21 protein-coding genes are annotated in these 26,606 nt (G+C 42.9%); 13 read left to right on the top strand and 8 right to left on the bottom strand.

Features of this window, described 5'->3' with window-relative positions; all coding sequences use genetic code 11:
* Positions 1-32: 32 nt before the first annotated feature.
* From PGR74_RS00315 to lpxA, 3 genes are read left to right on the top strand one after another with little or no spacing between them, the layout of a single operon-like run.
* Positions 33-3,206: an efflux RND transporter permease subunit gene (locus PGR74_RS00315; protein ID WP_041503966.1), complete on the top strand. Its 3,174-nt coding sequence runs from the start codon at positions 33-35 to the stop codon at positions 3,204-3,206.
* Between the two features lie 9 nt (positions 3,207-3,215).
* Positions 3,216-4,601, top strand: a complete 1,386-nt coding sequence (locus PGR74_RS00320) for a TolC family protein (RefSeq protein ID WP_041503965.1) — start codon at positions 3,216-3,218, stop codon at positions 4,599-4,601.
* 16 nt (positions 4,602-4,617) lie between these two features.
* Positions 4,618-5,397, top strand: coding sequence for an acyl-ACP--UDP-N-acetylglucosamine O-acyltransferase (gene lpxA / locus PGR74_RS00325; protein ID WP_041503964.1), 780 nt, complete (start codon positions 4,618-4,620; stop codon positions 5,395-5,397).
* Between the two features lie 253 nt (positions 5,398-5,650).
* Here the strand turns inward: lpxA and dnaK are convergent, their stop codons facing one another.
* Positions 5,651-7,564, bottom strand: a complete 1,914-nt coding sequence (gene dnaK / locus PGR74_RS00330) for a molecular chaperone DnaK (RefSeq protein ID WP_041504098.1) — start codon at positions 7,562-7,564, stop codon at positions 5,651-5,653.
* A gap of 374 nt (positions 7,565-7,938) precedes the next feature.
* Between dnaK and PGR74_RS00335 the strand changes: the two genes are divergently transcribed.
* The 6 genes from PGR74_RS00335 (at position 7,939) to pbpC (ending at position 16,014) form a co-directional block, all read left to right on the top strand.
* The gene (locus tag PGR74_RS00335; RefSeq protein WP_041503963.1) at positions 7,939-9,216 is read left to right on the top strand and encodes a cysteate synthase; all 1,278 of its coding nucleotides are present in this window, start codon (positions 7,939-7,941) and stop codon (positions 9,214-9,216) included.
* Between the two features lie 124 nt (positions 9,217-9,340).
* The gene (locus PGR74_RS00340) at positions 9,341-10,654 is read left to right on the top strand and encodes a YihY/virulence factor BrkB family protein (RefSeq protein WP_041503962.1); all 1,314 of its coding nucleotides are present in this window, start codon (positions 9,341-9,343) and stop codon (positions 10,652-10,654) included.
* A 54-nt stretch (positions 10,655-10,708) separates the two neighbouring features.
* Positions 10,709-11,086: an START-like domain-containing protein gene (locus PGR74_RS00345; protein ID WP_041503961.1), complete on the top strand. Its 378-nt coding sequence runs from the start codon at positions 10,709-10,711 to the stop codon at positions 11,084-11,086.
* A 120-nt stretch (positions 11,087-11,206) separates the two neighbouring features.
* Positions 11,207-12,661, top strand: a complete 1,455-nt coding sequence (locus PGR74_RS00350) for an LptF/LptG family permease (protein ID WP_059027176.1) — start codon at positions 11,207-11,209, stop codon at positions 12,659-12,661.
* The gene (gene fmt / locus PGR74_RS00355) at positions 12,654-13,610 is read left to right on the top strand and encodes a methionyl-tRNA formyltransferase (protein ID WP_041503959.1); all 957 of its coding nucleotides are present in this window, start codon (positions 12,654-12,656) and stop codon (positions 13,608-13,610) included. Before PGR74_RS00350 ends, fmt begins: the two co-directional genes overlap by 8 nt.
* Positions 13,611-13,653: 43 nt before the next feature.
* A complete protein-coding gene (pbpC, locus tag PGR74_RS00360; RefSeq protein WP_270516579.1) occupies positions 13,654-16,014 on the top strand; it encodes a penicillin-binding protein 1C in 2,361 nt (786 codons plus the stop codon).
* A gap of 66 nt (positions 16,015-16,080) precedes the next feature.
* Here the strand turns inward: pbpC and PGR74_RS00365 are convergent, their stop codons facing one another.
* Positions 16,081-16,836 (bottom strand): SDR family NAD(P)-dependent oxidoreductase, encoded by a 756-nt coding sequence (locus PGR74_RS00365; protein ID WP_041503957.1) that lies wholly within the window; start codon positions 16,834-16,836, stop codon positions 16,081-16,083.
* A gap of 125 nt (positions 16,837-16,961) precedes the next feature.
* On the opposite strand from PGR74_RS00365, the gene PGR74_RS00370 reads away from it, so the two are divergent.
* The 4 genes from PGR74_RS00370 to PGR74_RS00385 all read left to right on the top strand — a co-directional run bounded on the left by PGR74_RS00370 (position 16,962) and on the right by PGR74_RS00385 (position 21,663).
* Positions 16,962-18,509: an NAD(P)/FAD-dependent oxidoreductase gene (locus tag PGR74_RS00370; protein ID WP_270516580.1), complete on the top strand. Its 1,548-nt coding sequence runs from the start codon at positions 16,962-16,964 to the stop codon at positions 18,507-18,509.
* Positions 18,510-18,653: 144 nt separating this feature from the next.
* Positions 18,654-18,923: an HU family DNA-binding protein gene (locus PGR74_RS00375; RefSeq protein ID WP_041503955.1), complete on the top strand. Its 270-nt coding sequence runs from the start codon at positions 18,654-18,656 to the stop codon at positions 18,921-18,923.
* 68 nt (positions 18,924-18,991) lie between these two features.
* Complete coding sequence (locus PGR74_RS00380; protein WP_041503954.1) at positions 18,992-19,660, top strand: TrmH family RNA methyltransferase; 669 nt, start codon at positions 18,992-18,994, stop codon at positions 19,658-19,660.
* Between the two features lie 74 nt (positions 19,661-19,734).
* A complete protein-coding gene (locus PGR74_RS00385; RefSeq protein ID WP_270516581.1) occupies positions 19,735-21,663 on the top strand; it encodes a dipeptidyl-peptidase 3 family protein in 1,929 nt (642 codons plus the stop codon).
* A gap of 41 nt (positions 21,664-21,704) precedes the next feature.
* Here the strand turns inward: PGR74_RS00385 and PGR74_RS00390 are convergent, their stop codons facing one another.
* The 6 genes from PGR74_RS00390 to PGR74_RS00415 all read right to left on the bottom strand — a co-directional run bounded on the left by PGR74_RS00390 (position 21,705) and on the right by PGR74_RS00415 (position 26,557).
* On the bottom strand, positions 21,705-22,793 hold the full coding sequence (locus PGR74_RS00390) for a hypothetical protein (protein WP_041503952.1): 1,089 nt from the start codon (positions 22,791-22,793) through the stop codon (positions 21,705-21,707).
* A gap of 11 nt (positions 22,794-22,804) precedes the next feature.
* Entirely contained in the window at positions 22,805-23,314 is a 510-nt protein-coding gene (locus tag PGR74_RS00395) for a hypothetical protein (RefSeq protein WP_041503951.1), read from the bottom strand.
* Positions 23,295-23,849: an RNA polymerase sigma factor gene (locus PGR74_RS00400; protein ID WP_041503950.1), complete on the bottom strand. Its 555-nt coding sequence runs from the start codon at positions 23,847-23,849 to the stop codon at positions 23,295-23,297. Before PGR74_RS00400 ends, PGR74_RS00395 begins: the two co-directional genes overlap by 20 nt.
* A 125-nt stretch (positions 23,850-23,974) precedes the next feature.
* Positions 23,975-24,745: a triose-phosphate isomerase gene (tpiA, locus tag PGR74_RS00405; protein ID WP_041503949.1), complete on the bottom strand. Its 771-nt coding sequence runs from the start codon at positions 24,743-24,745 to the stop codon at positions 23,975-23,977.
* Between the two features lie 4 nt (positions 24,746-24,749).
* Complete coding sequence (locus tag PGR74_RS00410; RefSeq protein ID WP_270516582.1) at positions 24,750-26,018, bottom strand: BT_3928 family protein; 1,269 nt, start codon at positions 26,016-26,018, stop codon at positions 24,750-24,752.
* Entirely contained in the window at positions 26,015-26,557 is a 543-nt protein-coding gene (locus tag PGR74_RS00415) for a DUF1599 domain-containing protein (protein ID WP_041503947.1), read from the bottom strand. Before PGR74_RS00415 ends, PGR74_RS00410 begins: the two co-directional genes overlap by 4 nt.
* Between the last annotated feature and the right edge of the window lie 49 nt (positions 26,558-26,606).

A 26,606-nucleotide genomic window follows, 5' to 3' on the forward strand; every position in this document is an offset into this window, starting at 1 on the left:
GGCGTTAAGATTAATCTGTAATAAACGAAAAGATGAAGTTAGATAAATTTATAAACCGCCCTGTGCTTTCGACGGTTATTTCCATTTTAATCGTTATACTGGGAGGATTGGGTTTGGTATCTTTGCCGGTTTCACAGTATCCGGATATTGCTCCTCCGACCATTCGGGTAAATACCTCTTATACCGGTGCGAATGCTCAGACCGTATTGAATAGTGTTATTGCTCCTTTGGAAGAACAAATCAACGGAGTGGAAGATATGATGTATATGACCTCTACTGCAACGAATACCGGAGATGCTTCGATTGAGGTCTATTTTAAGCAAGGAACGAATCCGGACATGGCTGCCGTAAATGTTCAGAACCGTGTTACCAAGGCTCAAGGATTCCTGCCTTCCGAGGTTACGAAGGTCGGTGTCGTCACGCAAAAGCGTCAGACCAGTATGTTGTTGGGTTTTGCTTTTTATAGTTCCGATGATAAGTACGACAATGAATTTCTGGAGAACTATATGAATATCAATGTTATTCCGGAGATTAAGCGTATTCCCGGCGTGGGTGACGCCATGGTGATGGGTACGGATTACTCTATGCGTATCTGGTTGAAGCCGGAGGTGATGGCTCAATATAAGTTAATGCCTGCCGATATCTCTGCGGCTTTGGCGGAGCAAAATATAGAGGCTGCACCCGGACAATTCGGAGAGCAAGGAGACCAGTCCTTCCAGTATGTAATGAGATACAAGGGACGTTTGCAAACCGCGGAAGAATTCGGGGACATTGTTGTACGCGCCACTTCCAACGGGGAAATTTTAAGATTGAAGGACGTCGCTAATATCGAATTGGGACGTTTGACGTATGGTTTTAATAATAATGTAAACGGGCATCCGGGTGTGACTGCTATTATTTTCCAAACGGCGGGTTCTAATGCTACGACAATTATCAACGATATAAAGGACTATCTGGGTAGGATTGATAATACACTTCCTCCCGGAGTGAAGGTGGAGGTATTATTGGATGCCAATGATTTCTTGTTCGCTTCCATTCGTGAGGTGCTCAAGACGTTGATAGAGGCTTTCGTGTTGGTATTCCTCGTGGTATATGTTTTCTTGCAGGATTTTCGTTCGACGTTGATTCCCGCTATTGCCATTCCCGTGGCCTTGCTCGGAACTTTCTTTGGACTTTATTTGATAGGATTCAGTGTTAATCTTTTGACCTTGTGTGCTTTACTTTTGGCTATCGCTATTGTGGTGGATGATGCCATCGTGGTGGTAGAGGGAGTGCATGCCAAATTGGATCAGGGATATAAATCCGCCCGTTTAGCTTCTATCGACGCTATGAGTGAATTGGGCGGGGCTATTGTATCGATTACTTTGGTTATGATGTCCGTGTTCATTCCGGTGAGCTTTATGACGGGAACTTCCGGTACTTTTTATCGTCAATTCGGTTTAACAATGGCGATAGCGATCGGATTGTCTGCCGTCAACGCCTTGACGTTGAGTCCGGCTTTGTGTGCCATGTTTTTAAAACCGCATGACAAGGACGGAAAAAAGAGAAAGATCTCTTTGGTGGATCGTTTTCATTTAGCTTTCAATGCGGCTTATGATATGACCTTGAAAAAGTATGAAAAAGGAGTGAAATTTTTCATTCATCGGAAGGTCTTGTCGTTTGGAGCGGTTATCGCGTCAGTCGTTTTGTTGATCTTTTTGATGAATATTACTCCGACGGGATTGGTTCCGAATGAAGATACCGGTACGATATTTGCCGTTGTAGATATGGCACCAGGTACGGCACAAGAGAGGACTTTGTATGCCATGCAACAGGTCGATAGTCTGATTGCCGTTAATCCAGCCGTAAAAGGACGGACACAGGTTACCGGTTATAGCTTTTTGGCAGGACAAGGTAATTCTTACGGGACATTCATTATAAAATTGAAAGATTGGGACGAGCGTACCAAAGGGCAGGATATCAATACGCTTATCGGTACGCTTTATATGCAAGCGAAAGCGACAGTAAAGGATGCGCGGGTTCTTCTATTTGCTCCTCCTATGATTCCCGGATATAGTGTTACAAACGGTTTTGAGTTTAACTTGCAAGATAAGACAGGTGGAGATTTGAATACGTTCTATTCCGTGGCACAGGATTTTCTGGCTAAGTTGGTAGAACGACCTGAAATTGCTACGGCACAGACCTCTTTTAATCCGACGTTTCCCCAGTACATGATAGATATAGATGCGGCCAAGTGTAAACAGGCCGGTATTAGTCCGAACGATATTTTAGTAACTTTACAGGGGTATTACGGAGGTATTTATGCTTCGAATTTTAATCGTTTCGGAAAATTATATCGAGTTATGATCCAGGCCGACCCTAAATACCGTATCAATCCGGAATCCTTGCAGGGAGTGAAGGTGCGCAACGGTAACGAGATGGCTCCGATTACTCAGTTCATGACCTTGAACAAGGTATATGGTCCGGATAATATCAAACGGTTCAATATGTTTACCTCTATGAGCGTGAACGGAGCTCCTGCTGATGGATACAGTTCAGGACAGGCCATTAAGGCTATTGAAGAGGTCGCGGCCCAGGTACTTCCCACGGGGTATGGATACGAGTTTTCCGGTATGACGCGGGAGGAACAAAATAGTAGTAGCGGTACTACGGCTATGATCTTTATCTTGTGTTTCGTATTCGTATACCTATTGCTAAGTGCACAGTACGAGAGTTATATATTGCCCTTGGTCGTTTTGCTTTCCGTGCCGTCCGGCCTGATGGGCAGTTTTATTTTTGCTCATATGATGGGGGTAGAAAATAATATTTACATGCAGATTGCGTTGATCATGTTGATCGGTCTTTTGGCTAAGAATGCCATCCTGATCACGGAATTTGCGCTTGATCGTCGTAAAACCGGAATGAGTATCGTGGATGCGGCGATATCCGGGGCTTCGGCTCGTTTACGTCCTATTTTGATGACCTCTTTGGCCATGGTGATCGGATTGTTGCCGTTGATGTTTGCACATGGAGTAGGAGCTAACGGAAACAGTACGTTAGGTACGGGGGCGATCGGCGGTATGTTTATCGGTATGATTTTCCAGGTATTTATTGTACCTGCTTTATTTGTGGCTTTTGAATATTTGCAGGAGAAAATTAAGCCGATAGAGTGGCATGATTTGGATAACACGGAAATTGAATCTGAAATCGAACAATATACGAAATAGTGAAATAAAATGAAAATACAGATCATAATCTATCCGTTATGTATTGCGGCTCTTTTAAGTAGTTGCAACATATATAAAAAGTATACTCGTCCCGAAGTGGATACTCGAGGGTTATACCGGGATCCGGTTGCGGTTAACGATACGTTGGTGTCCGATACGACGAATATGGGGAATTTACCGTGGGATCAGGTTTTTATTGATCCTCAATTACAAACTCTTATCCGTATGGGATTGGAGAGAAATACGGATTTACAAACGGCCATGCTGAGAGTGAAAGAGGCGGAGGCGAGCTTGATGACTTCCCGTTTGGCTTATTTTCCCTCTTTGGGTTTATCTCCGCAGGGAGGAGTGAGCAGTTTCGATAAAAATCGCGGTAATTGGACGTGGTCGTTACCGGTGACAGCAAGTTGGGAAATTGATCTTTTCGGAAAAATGCTAAACACGAAGCGTGCGGCTAAGGCGGCCCTTATGCAAAGCGAAGCCTATAAACAAGCGGTACGGACTCAGGTTATAGCAGCCGTCGCTAATTATTATTACATGTTGCTTATGCTTGATAAGCAATTGGCGATCACGGAGGAGACTGCTGTCTTATGGAGGAAGAATACGGAGACCATGAAAGCCTTGAAGGAGGCAGCCGTTGTTAATGAGGCGGGAATTGTTCAAAGTGAAGCTAATTATTATATGATCCTTGTTTCCATTGCGGATTTAAAGAATCAAATCCGAGAAACGGAGAATTCATTGTCTCTCTTATTGCGGCAGGCTCCTCAGCGTATAGAACGGGGGAAAATAGATAATCAGCAGTTACCGGCTTTGTTGAATGCCGGAGTCCCTATTCAGCTTTTGTCCAATCGTCCTGACGTAAAAGCTGCCGAGATGGCCCTTGCGGGTACTTATTATAATCTTAACGAAGCTCGTTCCGCTTTTTATCCTCAACTATCCGTCAGCGGAACGTTGGGGTGGACGAATCAGGCGGGAAGTGTCATCGTGAATCCGGGGAAAATGATAGCTTCTGCAATAGGTTCGCTTACACAACCCCTGTTTTACCGGGGAGCTAATGTTGCTCGTTTAAGAATAGCCAAGGCTCAACAGGAAGAGGCGAAGCTTAGTTTCGAACAGGCCTTATTGAACGCGGGGGGTGAGGTGAGCGATGCCCTTAATTTATACGCGACGGCTGAACAAAAGATGGTTCATCGAAGCAAGCAGATCTTATCTCTTGAAAAATCAGTGGAATATACACAAGAATTACTGACGTTCGGGACTTCGACCTATTTGGAAGTGTTAACCGCTCTGCAATCGTTATTGAACGCTCAACTTTCGGAGGTTTCCGATCAGTTTCAACGTATGCAGGCAGTCGTGAATCTTTATCATGCTTTAGGCGGAGGAAGAACAAACTAACTTAAAATACAATACTATGATTAGTCCATTAGCTTATGTCGATTCGCGTGCGAAAATCGGGAATGATGTTACCATACATCCGTTTGCATACATAGATAAAGATGTTGAGATCGGTGACGGTTGTACCGTTATGCCTTATGTCAGCATTTTAAGCGGAACCCGAATGGGGACGAATAATACCGTGTACCAGGGAGCTATTATCGGAGCCACCCCTCAGGATTTTAAATTTAAAGGGGAGGATACGATTTTGAAAATAGGAAATAATAATACGATTCGGGAAAAGGTGATCATCAATAGAGGAACTTACCCGACGGATTGTACGATCGTCGGGGATGGCAATTTTCTTTTGGAAGGCGTGCATCTGGCTCATGATACTCATATCGGGAATAATTGTATTTTAGGAAACGGCACGAAAACGGCCGGAAATTGTATCGTAGACGATTGTGCGATATTGGGTAGCGGGGTTATTATAAAGCACGGGTGTCATATCGGAAGCTGGAGCCTTGTACGGGACGGATGTCGTGCCAATAAGGATGTACCGCCTTTTATCGTAGCGGCTCATAATCCGATTACCTATTACGGTATCAATGCCATTCTTTTGGCGAGAGAGGGTAAATTGTCGGAGGCTACCATCGATGATATCGCTAAAGCTTATCGTCAGATATACCAATGCGGGACCAGTCTTGAAAATGCTTTGAATCAAATACGAAGAATGATAACGATCGGTCCGGAAATACAGTACATATTGGATTTTATAGAGCAATCTTCGAAAGGTATTATAGGGGTTACCCTATAATGCAACGGGATGAATTTTTTATGTTGTTGCAACTCTTTAGCATTTTCGATGCGTTAGGAGTTGCAACGACAGATTTTTCTTCACGGGAATACCTATACGATTTCTATCGGAACCATAACTGTCCGGCTTCCGTGTGCGGATCTCCGTTTGGGCACGGAAAAGGACAGGTAGAAGAAAGATAGGCCGGTAATAAAAATCCCACGGTAAATGAAAGTTACCGTGGGATTTTAAATGGTGAAACTTTATTTAAGCTTTATTTTACTTCCTCGAAGTCTACATCAGTTACTTCCTGATCTTTTCCACCGTTATTCGGGGCTTGTTGTTCCGTGTGAGGAGCACCTTGCTGTCCTTGCGCTCCGGCTTGTTGCTGAGCATTGTACATCTCTTGGGATGCAGCCTGGAATACGTTGTTCAATTCATCTATAGAAGAGTTGATTGCAGCTATATCCTGTGCTTTGTGCGCATCTTTCAGTTTTTGTAAAGCAGCCTCGATCGGTTGTTTTTTATCAGCGGGTAGCTTATCGCCAAACTCTTTCAATTGTTTTTCGGTTTGGAAGATCATACTATCGGCTTTATTGATGGTATCGATACGTTCTTTCTCTTTTTTGTCCGCTTCTGCATTGGCAGCAGCTTCATCTTTCATTTTCTTAATGTCGCTTTCGGACAGGCCGGAGGATGCTTCGATACGGATAGATTGTTCTTTTCCGGTAGCTTTATCCTTGGCGGATACCTTTAATATACCGTTGGCGTCGATATCGAAACTAACTTCGATTTGCGGTATTCCGCGCGGGGCTGGTGGTAGTCCGTCCAGGTGGAAACGGCCGATGGTTTTGTTGTCTTTAGCCATAGCACGTTCTCCTTGCAATACATGAATCTCTACTGACGGTTGGTTATCGGCTGCCGTGGAGAATACCTCCGATTTTTTGGTCGGGATCGTGGTATTGGCTTCGATCAATTTAGTCATTACTCCACCTAAGGTTTCGATACCTAATGAAAGCGGGGTTACGTCCAGCAATAACACGTCTTTAACCTCTCCGGTTAATACACCTCCCTGAATTGCCGCACCTACGGCAACGACCTCGTCCGGATTCACTCCTTTGGACGGAGCTTTACCGAAAAATTCCTCAACTTTTTTCTGTACGGCTGGTATACGGGTCGAACCTCCTACCAGGATCACTTCGCTGATATCGGATGCTGTCATGTTGGCATTTTTCAATGCTCTACGGCAGGGGTCGATGGTTGCTTGGATCAAATGATCTGTCAATTGTTCGAATTGAGCTCTTGTTAGGGTTCTTACCAAGTGCTTTGGAATTCCGTCAACCGGGAATATATACGGCAAATTGATTTCCGTTGAAGTCGAACTTGATAATTCGATTTTTGCCTTTTCTGCGGCTTCTTTTAGACGTTGGTGTGCCATCGGGTCTTTTCGGATGTCAACGCCCTCGTCTTTCTTGAACTCATCGGCCAACCAGTTGATGATGACATCATCGAAATCGTCGCCACCTAAGTGAGTGTCACCGTCGGTTGATTTCACTTCAAACACGCCGTCCCCCAATTCCAGGATAGAGATATCAAAGGTACCGCCTCCCAAGTCGAAAACGGCAATCTTCATATCCTTATCTTGTTTATCCAAGCCATAAGCCAAGGCGGCAGCCGTCGGTTCGTTAATGATACGTCTCACGTTCAATCCGGCAATCTCTCCGGCTTCTTTCGTGGCTTGACGCTGAGCGTCATTAAAATAGGCCGGTACGGTAATGACGGCTTCGTTTACTTCCTGACCTAAATAGTCTTCTGCCGTTTTCTTCATTTTTTGAAGAATCATGGCTGAAATCTCTTGCGGGGAGTATTTGCGGTCGCCGATTTCAACACGCGGCGTGTTGTTATCGCCTCTTACCACTTTATACGTGACACGTTGAATCTCTTTTTCTACCTGATCATAGGTTTCACCCATAAAACGTTTGATAGAATATATCGTTTTCGTCGGGTTTGTGATTGCTTGACGTTTTGCAGGATCTCCAACTTTTCTCTCTCCGTTGTCAACAAATGCTACAATAGAGGGAGTCGTTCTTCTACCTTCACTATTAGGTATTACCACCGGTTCGTTACCTTCCATCACTGCAACGCAGGAGTTCGTGGTTCCTAAGTCTATACCAATTATCTTTCCCATAATTATAATATTATTAATGTTATTATTTCGTATTTGGTTTATCGTATCATCACTTTGAATAGTTTCAAAGAACATCTATCTTTTATCAAACGTTGTGCCATCTTCTAAAAGTCACTATTTTTCATAAAATTGTTTTCTTAATTCTATTTTGCATGTCATATTTCCTGCCATATCGTCACATTAAAAACTCGAATCGAGACATTTTGTTCCTGCTTTTACTAAAATTTTGACACGATTCGGCAAATCTGTTTTTGTTATTCGTCACTATAACCGGAAAAAATCGAAAAAAGTGGTATTTATACCCTATTTTAAAGTATTGAAATGCTTTAATTTTGTACACGGAAAGAAATATACTAATTCATGGGTAAAAAACTATGACACGTTATCAATTGGAATCATCATGCTGCGGAACGACGTTCGAGGACAAACAATGGGAGTTGGATTGTCCGCATAAAGACGGAGCTGCTTTAATTTTTGCTAATTACGCGAAGAATCAATTGGAGGTGAGGAGTGATCTGCCGGGTATCTATAAATACGCTAATTGGTTACCGATTTGTCGGACTTTGGATGGTTCCGGAGCTCCCGTGACCTATCGGAGCGAAGGGTTGGCCGAATACTTGGGGTTATCGAATCTTTATATTACGTTTAACGGTTATTGGCCGGAAAAAGGAGCACAGATGAATACCGGTTCTTTTAAAGAGTGTGAGGCTTATGCTGTTTGCGCTCGAACGAATCGGAACGGGGGAAAGGTGATGGTTGTGGCTTCTGCCGGAAATACGGCTCGTGCTTTCGGTCGAGTGTGTTCCGACAACCATATCCCTTTGCTTTTGTGTGTACCTGAGGATAATTTGGATGCTATTTGGGCGGATAAACCGTGGAATAGTTGCGTTAAATTGATCTGCACGGAATCGGGAAGTGATTATTTCGATTCAATACGTCTCTCTAATATTGTTTGTGAGTTGGAGGATTTTTATCCGGAAGGGGGAGCTAAGAATGTTGCTCGTCGCGACGGTATGGGAACTACCGTACTCTCTGCCGTGTTGGAAATCGGTAGGATCCCCGATTACTATTTTCAAGCGGTAGGTAGTGGAACCGGTGCTATCGCTGCTTGGGAAGCGAACAAAAGATTTATAAGAGACGGTCGTTTCGGAAAAAATCTGATGAAGTTGATGGTTTCCCAGAATATTCCGTTCACTCCCATATATGATGCTTGGAGGGCGGACTCCCGGGACATGTTACCTTTGGATGAAAACGTTGCTCGCGGACAGGTGGAGGAGATGTGCGCTAAGGTACTTTCCAACAGAAAACCCCCTTACTCTTTAAAGGGTGGTTTATACGATGCTTTAAAAGCGACGGGCGGAGATGTATTGTTGGCATCCAATGAAGAAGCTTTTGAGGCAAAAGCCATTTTTGAGAAATTGGAAGGAATCGATATAGAACCTGCGGCAGCGGTGGCTACGGCAACTTTGATTCAAGCCGTGCGTGACAGGAGAGTGGAGAACGAAGCTGTCATAATGTTGAATATTACGGGGGGAGGAATCGGACGTTACAAGCAGGAGCATGCGCTTGTTTTGCAAAAGCCCGATATCGTTTTCCCGATTGATGCGGATGCTTCCGATGTAAAAAAGAGGGTATCCGAATTGCTGTTTTAAAGGAATAAGATATTGTCTGTAAATACATTAAAAGATATTCAAAAGAGGTCTTTTTTGAATATCTTTTTTTTTATAATTTTGAAAATCGTAAAACATACAGAAGGAACAAGTAGAAATATAAGATATGAATCGGGTACAAGTTGACGATTGGAGGAGAAAGGCGAGAGAGATCATGCGTAATGTTAAAAATTTATCGGATCTTGATTATCATTATGCCGTGTTGAGACGAGACCGTCAACATCGATTTATTATCGCGGAGTTGTTACAAAAATCTTTATCCGTATTGATCGTTTCCATCAATCGTTTTTTGAAGGACGCTTGTAACGTGTCGGCATCCGCGTTGACTTTTTATTCTATCCTTTCTTTTATTCCGATTGTTGCTCTGGCTTTTGCAATAGCCAAGGGGTTCGGGGTAGGGACTTCGTTAGAAGAGTTGATCAGAGGACAGTTTTCCAATAACGAGAGTCTGGCTTCCACGATCGTAGAGTATGCCAACAGTGCTCTTGCCAATGCCAAAGGTGGGGTCGTTACGGGTTTTGGAATTGTTATTCTTCTCTGGTCCGTCATCAAGGTGCTGAACAGTACCGAGCTGACTATGAATCGGATTTGGGGAATTCGTAAAGGGCGAAGTATACGTCGGATGTTTACGGATTACCTGTCGATTATTTTTATTGTTCCGATACTGATTATTTTGATCAGTAGTTTGAATGTTTTTATGGGAACCGATTTGAAATCGGAATTTCCTGTTTTAGGAGATTACCTGTTGCGTTTGTTCAAGTTTTTACCTTATCTGTTGGTATGGATGTTATTTATATTTTTGTACATGTTTATGCCTGCGGCACCTGTAAAATTCAAACATGCTTTTATTGCCGGAATGGTTGCCGGAACTGTTTACCAGATAGTGCAATGGTTTTACATTCGCTTTCAGATAGGAGTGACTTCTTATAATGCCATATACGGAAGTTTGGCTGCATTGCCCTTACTGCTGGTGTGGTTACAGTTAAGCTGGTGTGTTGTCCTGTGGGGAACGGAGTTGTGTTATATTTTGAGGAATCGGCATTTTATGTATAAGAGCGAGTTGATCGGGGATACGGGTTGGATGGAGACGATGGAACATGCCATCCGGGTCGTAAAATACGTGGCGAAAGTATACGTGAACAACGAGGGAGGTCCCAGTTTGACGATGATAAACAAAGAGATGAAGATGAACACCGGAAAATTGAGATTGGTGCTGGAGGAGTTGATGGATCGCCATATACTTGTGGTAGCCAAAGAGGATGACGATTACTATTACTACCCCGCTTCTGATTTCCACAGGCTTTCCGTGGCGGAAATCATTCTGAACCTTTCGAGGGTAGAGGAGAGTAAAGATCAGGAGTGGAAAGAACAGTTTTCTAAAGCGATACGTGCAGAGTTCTCGGCGAATAAATTAGCATGAATTTGTGTATGTGATGAAATTTGTATATATTGTCGGTCAAATATATATTCAGATATGAGGAAAAAAGTCGAATTAGAGTATCTTTTCTCATCATCGGTAAAGGTTTTATTCTCTCGTCTCAGTACCGCTGCTGGATTATCCGAGTGGTTTTCTGATGATGTGAAATATAAAGGTGATCTCTTTACATTTGTGTGGGATGGTGTTGAAAGACAAGCTAAGTTGGTGGACATGAAGAAAAATGTATTTGTAAGGTTCGTGTGGGAGGACGCGGAAGAGCCTGATGAATACCTCGAGTTTTCGCTTCATGTGGAGCCTCTGACAGAAGAAGTGGCTTTGATTATCACTGATTTCGTGGATAATGAGGAAGAAGCGGATGAAGTTGAGTTATGGAATAAACAGATTGAAATGCTCCATCGCACGATTGGGGCTTGACAGGTGATAAAAGGAAAAATAGAAAAGTAGAGGGGATGGACGGTTATTTTTTTATCTTTGTGAATCCTTTAGGGGGCGTATCGGATAGAAAAATAAATGAATCAAAATAAGGTGCTTAAGATGAAGAAGTTACACCTGTTCGTGTTAAAAAGTTTTATTGGTCCGTTTGTGGCCACCTTTTTCATCAGTATGTTCGTACTGATCATGCAATTTTTATGGCGGTATATCGATGATCTTGTGGGAAAAGGATTGGAGTGGAGTGTTATTGCTCACTTGTTGTTTTACGTTTCTATGACGTTGGTACCTATGGGATTGCCGTTGGCTGTTTTGTTAGCCTCTATTATGACTTTCGGGAGTTTAGGTGAAAATTACGAGTTGACGGCCTTAAAAGCTGCAGGGATTTCTTTGTACCGGATCATGCAGCCTTTGATCGTATTGATCGTTATCTTAACCGTTGCGGCTTTTTTCTTTTCGAATAATGTGTTGCCTTACGCTAACTTGAAAGCAGGGAGTCTTCTGTATGATATAAAACGCCAGAAACCGGAATTGTCGTTGAAAGAGGGGGTATTTATAAACGATATCGAGAATTATAGTATCAAAGTGGATAAGATAGATAAGGAGACGGGAATGATGTATAACATGATGATTTATAATCATACCGGTTTATCTAAAAATTACGAGGTGACCATTGCCGATTCCGGACGCATGGAGGCGAGTCCCGACGGAAGATATATGGAGGTGGAGCTTTTCCATGGCAATACAAGTACGGATGAGGGGTTGAAGTCGAATAACCGGACTACATTTCCTTTTCGGCGTGTAGACTTTGACAAACAGTATTTTTCTATTCCTTTGTCAGGGAATGAGTTTTCGAGGACAAACGAAGATAACTTCAGGGGTGGATACAATATGTTGAGTATCAAACAACTCGAGGTGGCGATAGATTCGTTGCAAACGGGGTTGAAATCCCGTAAGGAGATGGATGCCGACCGGATGTTGTCTACTAATTATGTAAGACAACGGGTAAGAAATGCCAAGCGGGACAGTGTTTTGCGCGAGGAAACGGAGGGTAAGATACAGGACTTGGATAGTTTATATGCCTCTTTCGATGCGAAGGAACAGAAAAGGATGTTGGAGGAAGCTGTGGGGTTTGCTCGTGCTGCGAAACAATTTCATTGGAACGATTTGAGTTATCTTTCTTCCCGGGAAGAGACGATTCGGAGACATCAGATCGAATGGCATAGAAAATTCACTCTTTCATTTGCCTGTTTTATCTTTTTTTTCATAGGAGCTCCTTTGGGAGGAATAATCCGTAAAGGAGGATTAGGTATGCCGGTTGTAGTCTCTATTTTTTTGTTTATCGTCTATTATATTATTTGGATGATGGGTGAAAGGGCGGCCAGAGAAGGAGTATTGGAGCCTTGGCAAGGGATGTGGATCTCTTCCGTGGTGCTTTTGCCGTTAGGTGCGTTCCTGACTTATACGGCCATGACCGATTCTGCAGTAATGAGCACGGAAGCCTATGCGAATTTTGTAAAGAAAATCGTGGGATTTTTTAAAAAGAAGAAAAATGCATAAGTTGAGAATTGTGTATATGGGAACTCCTGATTTCGCGGTTCTTCCCTTGCAAAGGTTAATGGAAGCAGGGCATCAGATCGTCGGGGTCGTAACCAATCCGGATAAACCGGCGGGACGGGGGCAAAAACTTCAGGAATCGGCTGTAAAGAAATATGCCGTGGCTCATCGTTTGCCTGTATTGCAACCGGAACGTTTCCGGGACCCCTCCTTTTTAGAGCAACTGCGGAGTTTGCGGGCCGATTTGCAGTTTGTCGTAGCCTTTAAGATGTTGCCAGAGATCGTATGGAATATGCCTCCATTCGGAACGGTGAATTTGCATGCCTCCTTATTGCCGGATTACCGTGGAGCTGCTCCTATCAATTGGGCTATTATGAACGGAGAACATTATAGCGGGGTATCTACTTTTTTGTTGAAACACGAGGTTGATACGGGAAATATCATTTTTCAGCAGAAAGTGAAAATCGATGAGGAAATGACGGCCGGGGAGCTACACGATCGTCTAATGGAGGTAGGTGCGGATTTGCTTTTAAAGACCGCTGAGGCCATAGCTGAAGGTCATTATCCTTTAACGGATCAGACGACGTTGTTGCAGGGACGGGAACCCAAACAAGCTCCGAAGATATTTAAGGAGGATATGAAAATAAATTGGTCCTGGAGTGTGGAGCGGATTTATAATCATATACGGGGACTCTCTCCTTTTCCTGCAGCATGGACGGAATTACGCCATAAGGTTACGGGTGAGGTCATATCGGTAAAATTATTTAAAGCGGAACGGAAATTACTGGAACATAATTTTCCGGTAACTCTCGATACGGATGGTAAAGATTTTATCCGGATCTATGTGAAGGGGGGGTATATCGAAGTGAAAGAGTTGCAGCTTTCCGGGAAGAAACGAATGACGACCGAAGCATTCTTGAGGGGATTTCGTATGGCCGATTATCTGTTATAGAGCAGATCGATGGAACCGGTTCGGTGTGACAATGAGACGAATAATGAAAAGCCGGAAGTTATTTCGAATAACGTGGATACTTATTGTAGTGATAGGAGGAGCGTTTGTTGCCTTTTGGTGTTTGTTTTTACCGGATCCGTTGTTTACGGTTCCTTATTCCACCGTGGTCTTAGATCGGGAAGGAGAGGTGATGGGGATTACCGTTGCGGACGACGGTCAATACCGGATCCGGGGAAAGAGTAGCATTTCCGAAAAATACGTAACGGCCCTGTTGAGTTTTGAAGATAACTGTTTTTTGTCGCATCGGGGCGTCGATCCTTTTGCTATTGCTCGGGCTTTGTGGTTGAATATAAAGAACGGTTCTATCGTGAGCGGAGGGAGTACTTTAACCATGCAGGTTGTCCGTTTGGCTCGTCGTAATCCTCCTCGTACGGTTCCTGAAAAGATAATTGAGATGTTGTTGGCTGTTCGGTTAGAACAGAGTTACACGAAATGGGAAATATTGAATTTATACGCGGCACATGCACCTTTCGGAAGTAATATCGTGGGATTGGAAGCTGCGGCTTTGAAATACTTTAATCGCAAACCAAACGAGTTAAGCTGGGCCGAGGCCTGTTTGTTAGCCGTACTGCCTAATGCTCCGGCTTTAATATTTCCCGGGAAGAATATGCCTCTTTTGAAGAAGAAAAGAGACGATTTATTACGTAGATTATACCGGAAGGGAAACCTCGATCGGGAGGATTTGGAGTTGGCGATAGCGGAACCTTTGCCTGAAAAAATATATAACACGGAGTGTATTGTTCCTCATGTATTGACAAAAGCTTATAAATACCGTAGGGGAGAAGTAAGTCGATCGACAATCGATGCGGGGTTGCAAGGTCGGGTAAACGAGATTGTTAAACGGCATATCGCTATTTTGAAACACAATCATATTTACAATGCGGCGGTGTTGGTGGGGCATATACCTTCGGGAGAGGTCAGGGCTTACGTGGGGAATAGTCCCAAGGTAAGAGAAAACGGAGGTAATCAGGTGGATATCGTTACTTCCAACCGGAGTTCCGGAAGTATATTGAAGCCGGCTTTGTATGCGTTAATGCAGTATTCCGGTGATATTTTGCCAAAAACTTTATTGTCGGACATTCCTTCCCGCTTTGGAGGGTATGTACCCTCTAATTTTAACAAAGAATTTCAAGGAGTCGTGCCCGCCGATCAGGCTTTGGCCATGTCTTTGAATATACCTTTCGTGCGTTTGCTTCGAAGGTATGGGGTCGAACATTTTTATGATAACCTGAAACGAATGGGTATCACGACATTGTATCGGGAACCGGCTCATTACGGCTTAAGTCTGATCTTGGGGGGGGCCGAGTGTTCTTTATGGGATATATGTAATTTATACGGGGGAATGGCTTCTATCCTGCATCATTATAATGCGGATGACGGTAGCTATTATACCGGCGAGTTCGCTCGATTGCATTTGTGGTCGGATAGACCTCCGGTACAGAAAGAGGGAAGGTGTGAGGTATTGAATGCTGCTTCTGTCTGGTTGACATTTCAGGCGTTACAGCACGTGGAAAGACCGGATATGGAGGTAGGTTGGAAAAATTTTGCTTCGTCGATGGCATTAGCTTGGAAAACAGGTACCAGTTTCGGTTTTCGCGATGCTTGGGCAGTAGGCGTGACGCCGGATTATGTTGTCGGGGTTTGGGTAGGGAATGCTGACGGAGAAGGTCGCGCCGGTTTGATCGGGGTACGAACTGCAGCTCCCGTGTTATTCGAGGTTGCAGCCTTGTTGCGGAGTACGGCCCGATTTTATAAGCCGCAGGAGGAGATGATGCCGGTTGTTACGTGTCGTAAAAGCGGCTACCGGGCATCCGATGTATGTCCGGAAGTTGATACCGTGTGGATCAACGAAAACGGGATGAAAACCGTTCTGTGTCCATACCATCGGTTGATTCATTTAGATCGGACGGGGACTTTTCGGGTAGATGCCGATTGCGAACCCGTGTACCGAATGAAAACGGTCCCCTGGTTCGTGCTTTCTCCGGCTCAGGAGTGGTATTACTCCCAAACTCATGCGGATTATCTCCGGATGCCTCCCAAGCGAGGGGATTGTAAGTCGGAGGATGAAATGATGGAGATGATCTATCCGCAAAAAGGGTTAAGGGTTTTTATTCCTAAGGATTTGGGAGGAAAATCCAAAGGGGTCGTTTTCGAGATCGCTCACCGGGAACCTTCGATGAAAGTGTATTGGCACATCGATGACGAATACGTTGGAATGACTCGTAACCAACACCAGATAGAAATTAGTGTAACTCCCGGTTATCATGTCCTATATTTGGTCGATGCGGTTGGAAATACTTTGCGTCAACCTTTTTATGTCGTAAAAGGTGACGAAAATTTATGATATTGTAAAAAATAAAACGGGCTATGTCGAGAAAAAGAGGGCCCGTTTTATTTTACGGGGATTCTATTATTTCCTGTTTACATCCCTGGAATTTGCCTGGGCGGTAGGCATAATCATAATGTCGTTTAGGCATACATGAGCGGGACGCGTGACCGCGAATACGATTGTATCCGCTATATCCTCTCCTGTCAGAGGTGTCATCCCGTTGTATACGTTTTGGGCTGCTTTTTCGTCTCCTTTGTAACGTACAATGGAAAACTCCGTTTCTACCATTCCCGGTGCTATATTGGTTACTTTGATGTTGTGTTTTAACATGTCGGTCCGCATCGCTTTAGACAAAGCGTCTACGGCATGCTTGGTAGCACAATATACGTTACCTCCGGGGTATACTTCTTTCCCCGCTACAGAGGCTAAATTTACAATATGTCCTTTTTGATTCTTTATCATAAGGGGTGCAATTTCACGGGTCACGTAAAGCAGCCCTTTGATATTCGTATCGATCATTCTTTCCCAATCCTCTATCAAACCGTCTTGAATAGGATTGGTTCCTACGGCAAGTCCGGCGTTGTTCACGAGTACATCTATATTTTTCCATGCTTCCGGTAAAGAGGAAATGGCTTGTTTTACTTCCATCTGATTCCGGACATCAAAATGGAGCGATATTACTTGAACACCTTTCTTTTGCAATTCTTCTTCCAAAGCGTGTAAACGATCGCTTCTCCGTCCGGTAATAATAAGGTCGAAACCTGTTTCTGCTAATTTTACGGCGGTTGCTTTTCCAATCCCGGAAGTGACTCCGGTGATTAATGCTATTTTGTTCATGATATATTGTATATATTTGTTTTAATTATGCGAAGGTATGATTTTTTTAAAGTTTTATGAAAGTTTCTCGTTATAAAATATCTATTTTCGTACCTTCAGTGTTTGGGTCATTTATAGGATAATGTATGTATAAAGAGGTAGAATTGAGGATAACACCGGAAGAGGCTTGCGACAAGGAAAAGATACTCTATTTGTTGGTAAGAACGTTGCATGTGGAGCGTGTGCGGATTAAGCATACCGAGGTGATTAAAAAGTCTATCGATGCGCGACAGAGGCGAGTGATGATGCAGTTAAAGCTGGGGGTCTTTATCGATGAAGTGGAGCAGCGTGAACGCCAGTTTATACCGATGTACAAGGACGTGTCGAAAGCTCGTCCCGTCGTTGTGGTGGGAGCCGGCCCCGCCGGTCTTTTTGCTGCCTTGCGGTTGATTGAAAAAGGTTTGCGTCCGATCGTGTTGGAGAGAGGAAAAAGTGTGGAGGAACGAAAGAAGGATTTGAATCAGCTTTATAAGACCGGATCGGTAAATATGGATTCTAACTATGGATTTGGAGAAGGGGGAGCCGGTACCTTTTCGGATGGTAAATTATTCACTCGTTCCAAGAAACGGGGAAATGTAAATCGTATATTGGAGATTTTAGTATATCATGGTGCTTCTGAGTCTATATTGATTGATGCTCATCCTCATATCGGGACGGATAAACTACCCGGTGTAATTGTTAATATTCGTAAAACCATTGAACGATACGGCGGAGAAGTGCGTTTTAATAGTCGTGTAAAAGATATTTTGATCGAGGAGAATAAGATGAAGGGGGTTTTGATTGACGAGGGTGAGGTATTGGCAGACCGGGTTATTTTGGCAACGGGACATTCCGCTCGGGATGTGTATCGTATGTTGCAGGCTCGTTCTGTTTTAATGCTCACCAAAGAATTTGCCGTCGGACTTCGTTTGGAACATCCTCAAGAGGTCATAGACCGGATTCAATATCATAATCCTGCCGGACGCGGTGATTTTTTACCGGCCGCAGAATATAGTTTCGTGACTAATATCAACGGCCGGGGTGTTTACTCTTTTTGTATGTGTCCTGGCGGTGTTGTTGTTCCTGCTTGTACGGGACCCGAACAACAGGTAGTGAACGGAATGTCTTCCTCGGGCCGGAATACGGCTTGGGCGAACTCTGCTATTGTCACTTCCATTGGGGAAGAAGAGTTGAAAGAGTTGCGGTATACCGGCCTTTTTGGAGGTATGGAGTTTCAGAGCGATTTAGAATATCGTGCTTGGGAAGAGGGAGGGGGAAAATTAGTAGCTCCCGCCCAGCGGTTGACTCATTTTATGGTGAATAAGGAGAGTGTTTCGTTTCCTAAATCTTCTTATAAACCCGGATTACGGCCAACTCTATTCAGGGAATGGCTTCCTTCACCGGTATATCGACGTTTGCTTGCCGGTTTGGAACAGTTCGGGCGAAAATCCCGGGGATTTATTCATGAAGATGCCCTTCTTTTGGGTGTTGAAACCAGAACATCGGCTCCGGTCAGAATTCCCAGATTGCCTGAACGGATGGTCCATCCGGAGATTGAAGGTCTTTATCCTTGCGGAGAGGGGGCGGGGTATGCCGGGGGGATCGTATCTGCGGCTATGGACGGGGAGGGATGTGTAGATGTATTTACTCTCTAAATAGGGCGATTTTAGTATATATTAACAGGTTAACACTAAAAGTCTTTTGTTTTTTTATCAGAAAATTTGTATTCATGCAGAAATTACCTACATTTGTCAAAACATAAAGATTATATTATTATTCTAATCCTAAAATTTTTTGTTATGAACAAAGCTCAGTTAATAGATGCGATTGCAGTAAAAGCAGGTTTAAGTAAAGCAGATTCCAAAAAAGCTTTGGAAGCTTTTGTTGAAACAGTTGGTCAATCTTTGAAAAATGACGAAAAGGTTGCGTTAGTAGGTTTCGGTTCATTCTCTGTATCGGAGAGAAGTGCCCGGAGTGGAAGAAATCCTCAAACTGGTAAAACAATTCAGATTCCTGCAAAGAAAGTGGTAAGATTTAAAGCTGGTGCAGAATTGGCAGAAAGCTTATAATTATTGAGAACCATAAAAAGAAGGGTGTTGGATTCAGCACCCTTTTTTTGTTTTAGAGTGGAAAATATATGCATACGGTCAAAGAACAAGTAGAGTATTTAAGCCGGTTTGTGACAGATTACCGGAACGATTTATTCCGGCGTTTGAGCATGGAGCGTACGAGCTACCTGACGGTCGTTTTGGAAGATTTGTATCAGCAGCATAATTGTAGTGCCGTTTTACGTTCGTGTGATTGTTTTGGCGTTCAGAATATTCATGTGATTGAAAATGAGAATAAATTTGAGGATAACTCCGAGATATCCGTGGGGGCTATGGAATGGTTGACCTTGCATCGTTACCGTAATACAAGGGATAATACGATGTCGGCTATTCGGGCATTGAGAGAGCAAGGTTATCGGATCGTGGCTACGACGCCTCATGAAAAAGATCAGTTGATAGATGATATGGATCTGCATAAAGGGAAAATGGCTTTTTTCTTCGGAACGGAATTGACGGGTTTATCTGATAAGGTGTTGGCTGAGGCGGATGAATTTGTGAAGGTACCTATTTACGGTTTTACCGAAAGTTATAACGTTAGCGTATGTGCGGCTTTGCTGATGTACAGTGTCGTGCAAAGGCTTCGAAAGAGTGATATCGAATGGCATATGCCGGAAGAGGAACGGTACAGGGTTTTGTTAACTTGGTATAAACATGCTGTTAAAGCTTCCGATCAAATATTGGAACGTTTTAATTCTTAATAATATATGGCGGAGTATGCCAACAAAAAACAGAGATGAGCGTATATTTGTAATTCATTATTAAGAAAGGTAGCATGAAAGCATTTGAGTTTTTTTCCGAGCAATTTGACGATATAAAGATACTACGTTATGAGGTTCCTGCTTTCGAGACATTACCTCTAAAAGAAAAATTATTTGTCTATTACTTGAGTCGGGCAGCCATTGCCGGGCGTGATATATTGTGGGATCAGAATAATAAATACAATCTTAGGATTCGAAAAGTATTAGAGAAAATATTAACGGAGTACAAGGGAGATCGATCTTGCGAGGAATACCGGTCTTTTGTGATCTATGCCAAAAAAGTTTTTTTTGCCAATGGCATTCACCATCACTATTCCATGGAGAAGTTTAGTCCTCCTTTCTCCGAATGCTATTTCCGGTTATTGTTGAAAGATGTCGGATTGGAAAATGAATTTCAGGGATTGCAGCGAATTATTTTTGATCCCGCGTACATGTCTAAACGGGTTGTGTTGGACGAAGGAAAGGATTTGATTCAGGCGTCGGCTAATCATTATTACGAAGGGGTGTCTCAGAGGGAGGTCGAACGTTTTTACGGAGCTATGAAAGGCTCGGAGAAACATCCGGTGAGTTACGGCTTGAATTCGACGTTAGTAAAAAACAGTAAGGGGGAGCTGGAAGAAGAAGTTTGGTATGTAAATGGAAAATACGGGGAAATTATCGGACGTATTGTGGAATATTTGCAGAAAGCTTTAGCGTATGTCGGTAACGAGCAGCAGCATAAAGTCGTTGAAAAACTGATTGAATTTTACCGGACGGGAGATTTGGCTACTTTTGACGTTTATTCCATCGAATGGCTGAAAGAACATCGGGCTCGAATAGATTTTATCAACGGTTTTATCGAGGTTTATGGAGATCCGTTGGCTTATAAAGCGAGCTGGGAGTCTGTCGTGCAAATCGTGGACGAGGAGGCTTGCGAACGTACGCGTAAATTGGCCGAACATGCCCTTTGGTTTGAACAACATGCGCCTATTGACGACCGTTTCAAAAAAACAGAGGTTTCGGGAATAATAGCTCGGGTGATGCAGGTGGCCATGTTAGGAGGGGATTGTCATCCGGCTACCCCTATCGGGATTAATCTGCCGAATGCCGAGTGGATTCGCGAACGGTACGGCAGTAAATCCGTCACGTTGGATAATATTACTTATGCTTATCATATGGCTTCTTTGGGATCCGGAGTGGTGGATGAGTTTACCTATTCCGACGAGGAAAAAATGTTGGCTAAAGAATACGGTTATCAGGGGAGTAACGTGCATACGGACCTGCACGAGTGTTTAGGACACGGTTCCGGTAAGATGTTACCGGGAGTCGGACAGGAGGCTTTGAAAAATTACTATTCAACGATAGAGGAGACACGAGCGGATTTATTCGCTCTTTATTATATTATGGACCCCCAATTGGTAGAGTTGGGAATTATTCCTTCCTTGGAGGTGGCTAAAAGCGAGTATTGCAGTTACATTCGTAACGGCTTGCTTGTACAATTGACCCGGGTAAAGTTAGGGAGTAATTTGGAAGAGTCGCATATGCGTAATCGTCAGTTGATTGCTTCGTGGGTGTATGAACAAGGAAAAGCAGATGGCGTGATTGAAAAAATAAAAAAAGAAGGGAAGACTTATTTTGTGATCCGGGATTTCGATGCTTTGCGCGTTTTGTTCGGGAAGTTGTTGGCGGAGATACAGCGGGTAAAATCGGAAGGTGATTACGAGGGGGCTAAATATCTCGTGGAGAGGTACGGGGTTGTCATTGACCGGGATTTGCATCGGGAGGTTTTGGAGCGTTATCAGAAATTGAATGTGGCTCCTTATGCAGGTTTTATCAATCCGGAATACACGTTGGTGGAGGAAGAGGGAAAGATAACGGATGTAACTGTTGATTACCCGGATGATTTTCTGTCACAGATGTTGAGATACGGTATGGACACGAAAAAGCGCTGTCCTGAGAAGTAAGAGACAGCGCTTCGATAGAAAGGTTTGAAAGGTTTGGGTGTTTAATCGGTAACTTTATTTTTGAACGTAATAGTTGCGTAAGAAGTCGATATTTTGATTTTGGCTCTCGGATTTGATGTCCTTCCTATATATCCTGTAGTCTGTAGGGGATAGGGATTTTGGGAATTATGACTCCGAGCGGCATGATTTATTTCTAACCCGTTTAGAACGATATCTCCGTAAGGTGCCGAGAGATCGATTTTTGTATTGTGTTTTTGATTGATGCCCAGAGTCACTTTGGAATGCATCGCATCGATGTCTATGGATGAGAAGTTGGGAGAAATCGTATCGATCGAAACCGTACAATACTGCAATCTGGCACCTTCGAATTTTTGCTCGAGTTGTCGAATGTCGATGCTCGTCCATAGGGTACTGAAACCGAAATTTACAGTGTTGACTCTTCCCAGTTTTAATTGACTGTATTTCGTTGAGGTTACTTGAAGATTGTTAATTATATTTGAAAATAGAGAAGTATAGTAACCGGTTAATTTAAGATCGGGTAATTGGTCAATGCGAGCTTCACCTCTTTTCATGTTCAGCTCCATGCTTCCGGATTTCAGAACCTGTATAACTCCGTAGTTTATACTGATTTTATTGTTATCTCCTTCCAGACGGTGGGCGTATATGTTCCCGTGCTCAAGTTCGATCTCTATGGGCTTTGAAACATAATCCAATTGTATATTCCCGTATTTATTTTTTAGATGAAGGTAGGTCGATGTGGGAACATTGATCAGGTAATTTACGGTGGTGCTGCTTCCTTTGCTGTTCTCGTTCGGACTGGTTGCGAAATTTGTTGTAGCGAAGATCTTATCATCGGATTGCTCGAGTTTTACACTGGTCCGCTTGAGCATCTCTTCTGCCGTTTTTTGATTCTTGCCCCTACAGACGATTTGTATGGCAAATTCCACCTCATCTTTATCCCATTCCTGGATGACAAGAATGCCGTATTTGTTATCGATTTGCAGATGGGTTTCTCCGGTTGTTTTGAAGCGTTTTTCAATCGTTCGTTTTTCAACCCTGTCCCTGGCATTTACGGTGCCGATAAAGAATAGCAGTATAAAGCCTGTCAGTAAAATGAATCTTGTTTTCATAATGATAGCGGTTAATATTTAATTGGGTTCATGACCTTTGCAAGAATCTCTTGTATGGATTGTAATGATTTTATTTGCAAGTTATAGCATTGAACGATTTGTGCAATGTGTTCCTCGTGCGACATCAGCGTGACCTCTTTTTCCAGTTTGTAGGATTCTTTCTTCATTTTCTGGATGTCCTCTAACAAACGTTGGCGTTCGGATTCGTCCATATCGCTTGCTTGTTGTTCGATTTTTTCAATCTCTTCTTCCAGTTGTTGACAATAATAAGCTGCAACTTCTGCGATGGATTCCTGAGAATCATCGATAGGCTGGAGGAAATAAAAATGATGCGCTAAAAAAAACAATATCGTGCCGGCAGCAACCGTACTTACGGCTATCCATCTGGTGCGGAGTTTTCTTTTGTTTTTCCGGTGAAGCTCCAAACGTTGTTCAAAACGTTCGAAATGCCCGGGAGTAGGCAAGGCTCCGTCGCAGTTTTCTTTAAGTTTTTTAATTTGTTCATCCAGCGAATGACTCATAGTAATAATTCTTTTTAATTAATTCGATTAATTTCTGTTTTGCTCTGACAAATTGAGAGCGAACCGTGGAAGGAGAGAGTTCCAATTGATTTGCAATCTCGTTGTAATCGAAACCTTCGATAAGATGCAAATTAAGTATCATCCGGTATCCCTGGGGAAGTTGTTGCATCATCCGGTGGATAACCTCTAATTGTAACTCTGTCTCTCCCTTGTTTTCCTCTTCCTCTTCGCAACAATCTGTTGTTTCCGTTATCTCCACAAACCGGATTTTTCGTTTCCGGCATAAATCGATAGCATGATTGATCGCGATTCTTTTGAGGATTCTTTCCATGTTTTCTGCTTCTCCTTCGTAATTTTCTATTTTGTCGAGGACCTTTAAGAAGGTCTCTTGCATGACTTCCTCCGATTCTTGAGGATTTCTCAAGATACGAAGACAACTGTTATAAACACTTTTATAGAACAGTGAATAAAATTCCAGTTGGGCCCGTTTTTCCCGTTTTCGACAGCGTTGTAATATTGTTTTATAATCGCTCATATCGTGCTCTTCTGTCTATATGACGTCAAATAGTGAAATTTGCTGCATCAAAATGGAATTTTTTTGTAAAAAAAATCTGTGCTTTCTTGGAAAACACAGATTTGTAAAGTTTAAATATTTTACTATTAATGTCTTGCACGAGATTTGATAATTTCAAAAAAATCAGAAGCTTTTAGAGAAGCACCTCCGATTAATCCTCCGTCTACATCGGGTTGGGAAAAAATCTCGTCTGCATTTTTAGGATTGCAGCTTCCTCCGTAAAGGATAGAGGTTTCGTCGGCAATGCTTTCCCCGTATTTCTCTTTGATAACGGAGCGAATGAAGGCATGCATCTCCTGAGCTTGATCCGGGGACGCCGTCTTACCGGTTCCGATCGCCCATACCGGCTCGTAAGCTATAACTACATGTGCGAATTGTTCGGGGGTAAGATTGAATAACCCGTCGGTTAATTGCTGTTTCACGATCTCGAAATGTTTGTTACTTTCTCTCTCTTCGAGTACTTCTCCGACACAGAAAATAATATTCAATTTGCTATCTAAGGCTTGAGCCACTTTTTTTACCAATACGGGACTGGTTTCACCGTAATAAGATCTTCTTTCGGAATGTCCCAAAATGACATGTTTGGCTCCTGTCGAAGCAATCATGTCGGCAGATATTTCACCCGTGTATGCTCCGGCTTTTTCCGTGGCGCAGTTTTGAGCTGAAACCGAAATACTGGGCTCTGTCAGATTATTGGCTACCTTTGCCAGATGAATGAAAGGAGTACCTAAAATGACAGTTACACCTTCTGCGCCCTCTTTGAAACGTACATAGTCGTTTACCTCTCTTGCCAATTCGATACCTTCGGCAAAGGTTTTGTTCATTTTCCAGTTGCCTGCTACGATTTTCTTTCTCATATCTTTAATTTAATATTTTGAAATGTGTATGATCTGCCTTTTTTCTTTTTTTTCCGAGAAATAGGAAATACATTACAAAGAAAAGAAGGATTAAGGAGTAAACCAAATATTTAGACTTTAATTCTTGTTGTTTGTAGACACAGAATGCTGTCAGATCCTTATTTTTTAATTCATCGGTTTGGGGAATATCATTTTTTGACCATTTACCTAAAATGGTTCCTTTGTTTAATAAAATAAGGCCCGGATTGGAACGGATCATCGTCTTTAACTGGATCTCGTCGGCCGTACAAAAGTCGTAGGGAACCTTATAACGGTTCTTGTAGGTTCGGACTTCTTCTTGAGAGGAGGAGGTCAATCCGTAAAAGCGGTAGCCTTGCTCCCGGGCATACCGGGCCAATTCGTTAATTGCCTCCTGATGTTTTGCGGAACTCAGGTTGATGTTGTAGTGGACGGCTAAAAAGGTATAGTTATTGTCTTGCAGAATTTCTTCTGTAATCTCTCCTAAATCGGGATGATCGATAGGCAGATCGTGAATGGGAGGAGTGTATCCTTTTTTTACCAAACGTTCGGAAGAGCTATGGTATTCCCAGGTAAGGGTGTCTTGCCACGGATAATTTTGTTCCGTAAACGGTTTGATCTCGCCTGTCTGCTTATTTTTGTATTTCAGAATAACTTCGTATTGATCCGGTTCTGCTCCTTCCGGTAACAGCATACCTTCCGTTATGTTTTTTCCGACGGCGTAAGGACGGAAATCCAATATGGGAAGATACAGGTAACAATGCAATGAAAGAAAGAGCATCATTCCTCCTGATAGCAAAAGAAGAGAGAGTTGCTTAAACCAGTGAAGCGAAGAGTGAAATCGTTTTCTATTTAGAAATAGCGTGAGGGTTAAAAGGAGGAGAATGGTATTTTTCCAAAATGTTGCCCAATTGCTTAACACGATCGCATCTCCGAAACAACCACAGTCGCTGACCGGGTTTGTTAAGGCCAGAACGAGAGTTAGCGGGGTGAATATTCCCATGAAAATAAGAGCTCCTTTTATAGCCCATCGCGTGCACGCGTTGAATAGTAATGCCGTACCCACTAAAAATTCCGCGAGAGATAATACGAAGGAGAGAAAAAGAGAGCATGTGCTTGCCCACCCGATTCCAAAAGCATTGAAATAGTCCGTGAATTTGTACATCGATCCTAAAGGATCGATACCTTTTACAAATCCGGAATAGATAAATACAATTCCGACGATGATTCTGCAACAGTCTCGAATAATTTTCATATCTCTTTTTCAACAACAAGGCGAATCAGACCGAATACGGCATAGTTGATCATGTCGTAATAGTTCGCATCTATTCCTTCCGAGATAATGGTATTTCCTTGATGATCCTCGATTTGTTTCGTACGGTTTATTTTCATCAGGATCAAATCGGTATAGGAACTGATACGCATTGCTCTCCAGGCTTCATCGTAATCGTGGTTTTTGTTTAACATTAATGCTTTGGCCTTTTGGAAATAGGCTTGATAAAGCCGGAGTATCTCTTCCTGAGAGCTACGATTCCCCGGACCTAACTCCAGCTGTATAAGTCCCATGATAGCATAGTTTATAATACCAATGAATTCGGGAACGATACCCTCGTTTACTTTCGAGATTCCTTTTTGCTCGATACTGCGAATTCGGTTGGCCTTAATATATATTTGATCCGTGATGGAGGTCGGTCTGAGAATTCTCCAGGCTGTTCCATAGTCTTGCATTTTTTTAACAAAAATATCTTGACAGGTATCTATCACTCTATCATATTGTTGGGCTGTATCCGACATCTTCGTTCTATTTTTTAAATTATGATATTAAAAAAACTAATTGTTATTT

Source organism: Sanguibacteroides sp. AM78-02pH3A (genome assembly GCF_027666085.1).
GTDB lineage: Bacteria > Bacteroidota > Bacteroidia > Bacteroidales > Marinifilaceae > Gabonibacter > Gabonibacter massiliensis.

Coding starts and splice junctions, on each gene's coding strand:
- PGR74_RS00385 (WP_270516581.1), top strand. CDS start 19,735: ATGAAAGCATTTGAGTTTTTTTCCGAGCAATTTGACGATATAAAGATA.
- PGR74_RS00395 (WP_041503951.1), bottom strand. CDS start 23,314: ATGAGTCATTCGCTGGATGAACAAATTAAAAAACTTAAAGAAAACTGC.
- PGR74_RS00415 (WP_041503947.1), bottom strand. CDS start 26,557: ATGTCGGATACAGCCCAACAATATGATAGAGTGATAGATACCTGTCAA.
- lpxA (WP_041503964.1), top strand. CDS start 4,618: ATGATTAGTCCATTAGCTTATGTCGATTCGCGTGCGAAAATCGGGAAT.
- PGR74_RS00340 (WP_041503962.1), top strand. CDS start 9,341: ATGAATCGGGTACAAGTTGACGATTGGAGGAGAAAGGCGAGAGAGATC.
- PGR74_RS00320 (WP_041503965.1), top strand. CDS start 3,216: ATGAAAATACAGATCATAATCTATCCGTTATGTATTGCGGCTCTTTTA.
- PGR74_RS00380 (WP_041503954.1), top strand. CDS start 18,992: ATGCATACGGTCAAAGAACAAGTAGAGTATTTAAGCCGGTTTGTGACA.
- tpiA (WP_041503949.1), bottom strand. CDS start 24,745: ATGAGAAAGAAAATCGTAGCAGGCAACTGGAAAATGAACAAAACCTTT.
- PGR74_RS00410 (WP_270516582.1), bottom strand. CDS start 26,018: ATGAAAATTATTCGAGACTGTTGCAGAATCATCGTCGGAATTGTATTT.
- pbpC (WP_270516579.1), top strand. CDS start 13,654: ATGAAAAGCCGGAAGTTATTTCGAATAACGTGGATACTTATTGTAGTG.
- PGR74_RS00335 (WP_041503963.1), top strand. CDS start 7,939: ATGACACGTTATCAATTGGAATCATCATGCTGCGGAACGACGTTCGAG.
- PGR74_RS00350 (WP_059027176.1), top strand. CDS start 11,207: ATGAAGAAGTTACACCTGTTCGTGTTAAAAAGTTTTATTGGTCCGTTT.
- PGR74_RS00315 (WP_041503966.1), top strand. CDS start 33: ATGAAGTTAGATAAATTTATAAACCGCCCTGTGCTTTCGACGGTTATT.
- PGR74_RS00370 (WP_270516580.1), top strand. CDS start 16,962: ATGTATAAAGAGGTAGAATTGAGGATAACACCGGAAGAGGCTTGCGAC.
- PGR74_RS00365 (WP_041503957.1), bottom strand. CDS start 16,836: ATGAACAAAATAGCATTAATCACCGGAGTCACTTCCGGGATTGGAAAA.
- PGR74_RS00345 (WP_041503961.1), top strand. CDS start 10,709: ATGAGGAAAAAAGTCGAATTAGAGTATCTTTTCTCATCATCGGTAAAG.
- dnaK (WP_041504098.1), bottom strand. CDS start 7,564: ATGGGAAAGATAATTGGTATAGACTTAGGAACCACGAACTCCTGCGTT.
- PGR74_RS00375 (WP_041503955.1), top strand. CDS start 18,654: ATGAACAAAGCTCAGTTAATAGATGCGATTGCAGTAAAAGCAGGTTTA.
- fmt (WP_041503959.1), top strand. CDS start 12,654: ATGCATAAGTTGAGAATTGTGTATATGGGAACTCCTGATTTCGCGGTT.
- PGR74_RS00400 (WP_041503950.1), bottom strand. CDS start 23,849: ATGAGCGATTATAAAACAATATTACAACGCTGTCGAAAACGGGAAAAA.
- PGR74_RS00390 (WP_041503952.1), bottom strand. CDS start 22,793: ATGAAAACAAGATTCATTTTACTGACAGGCTTTATACTGCTATTCTTT.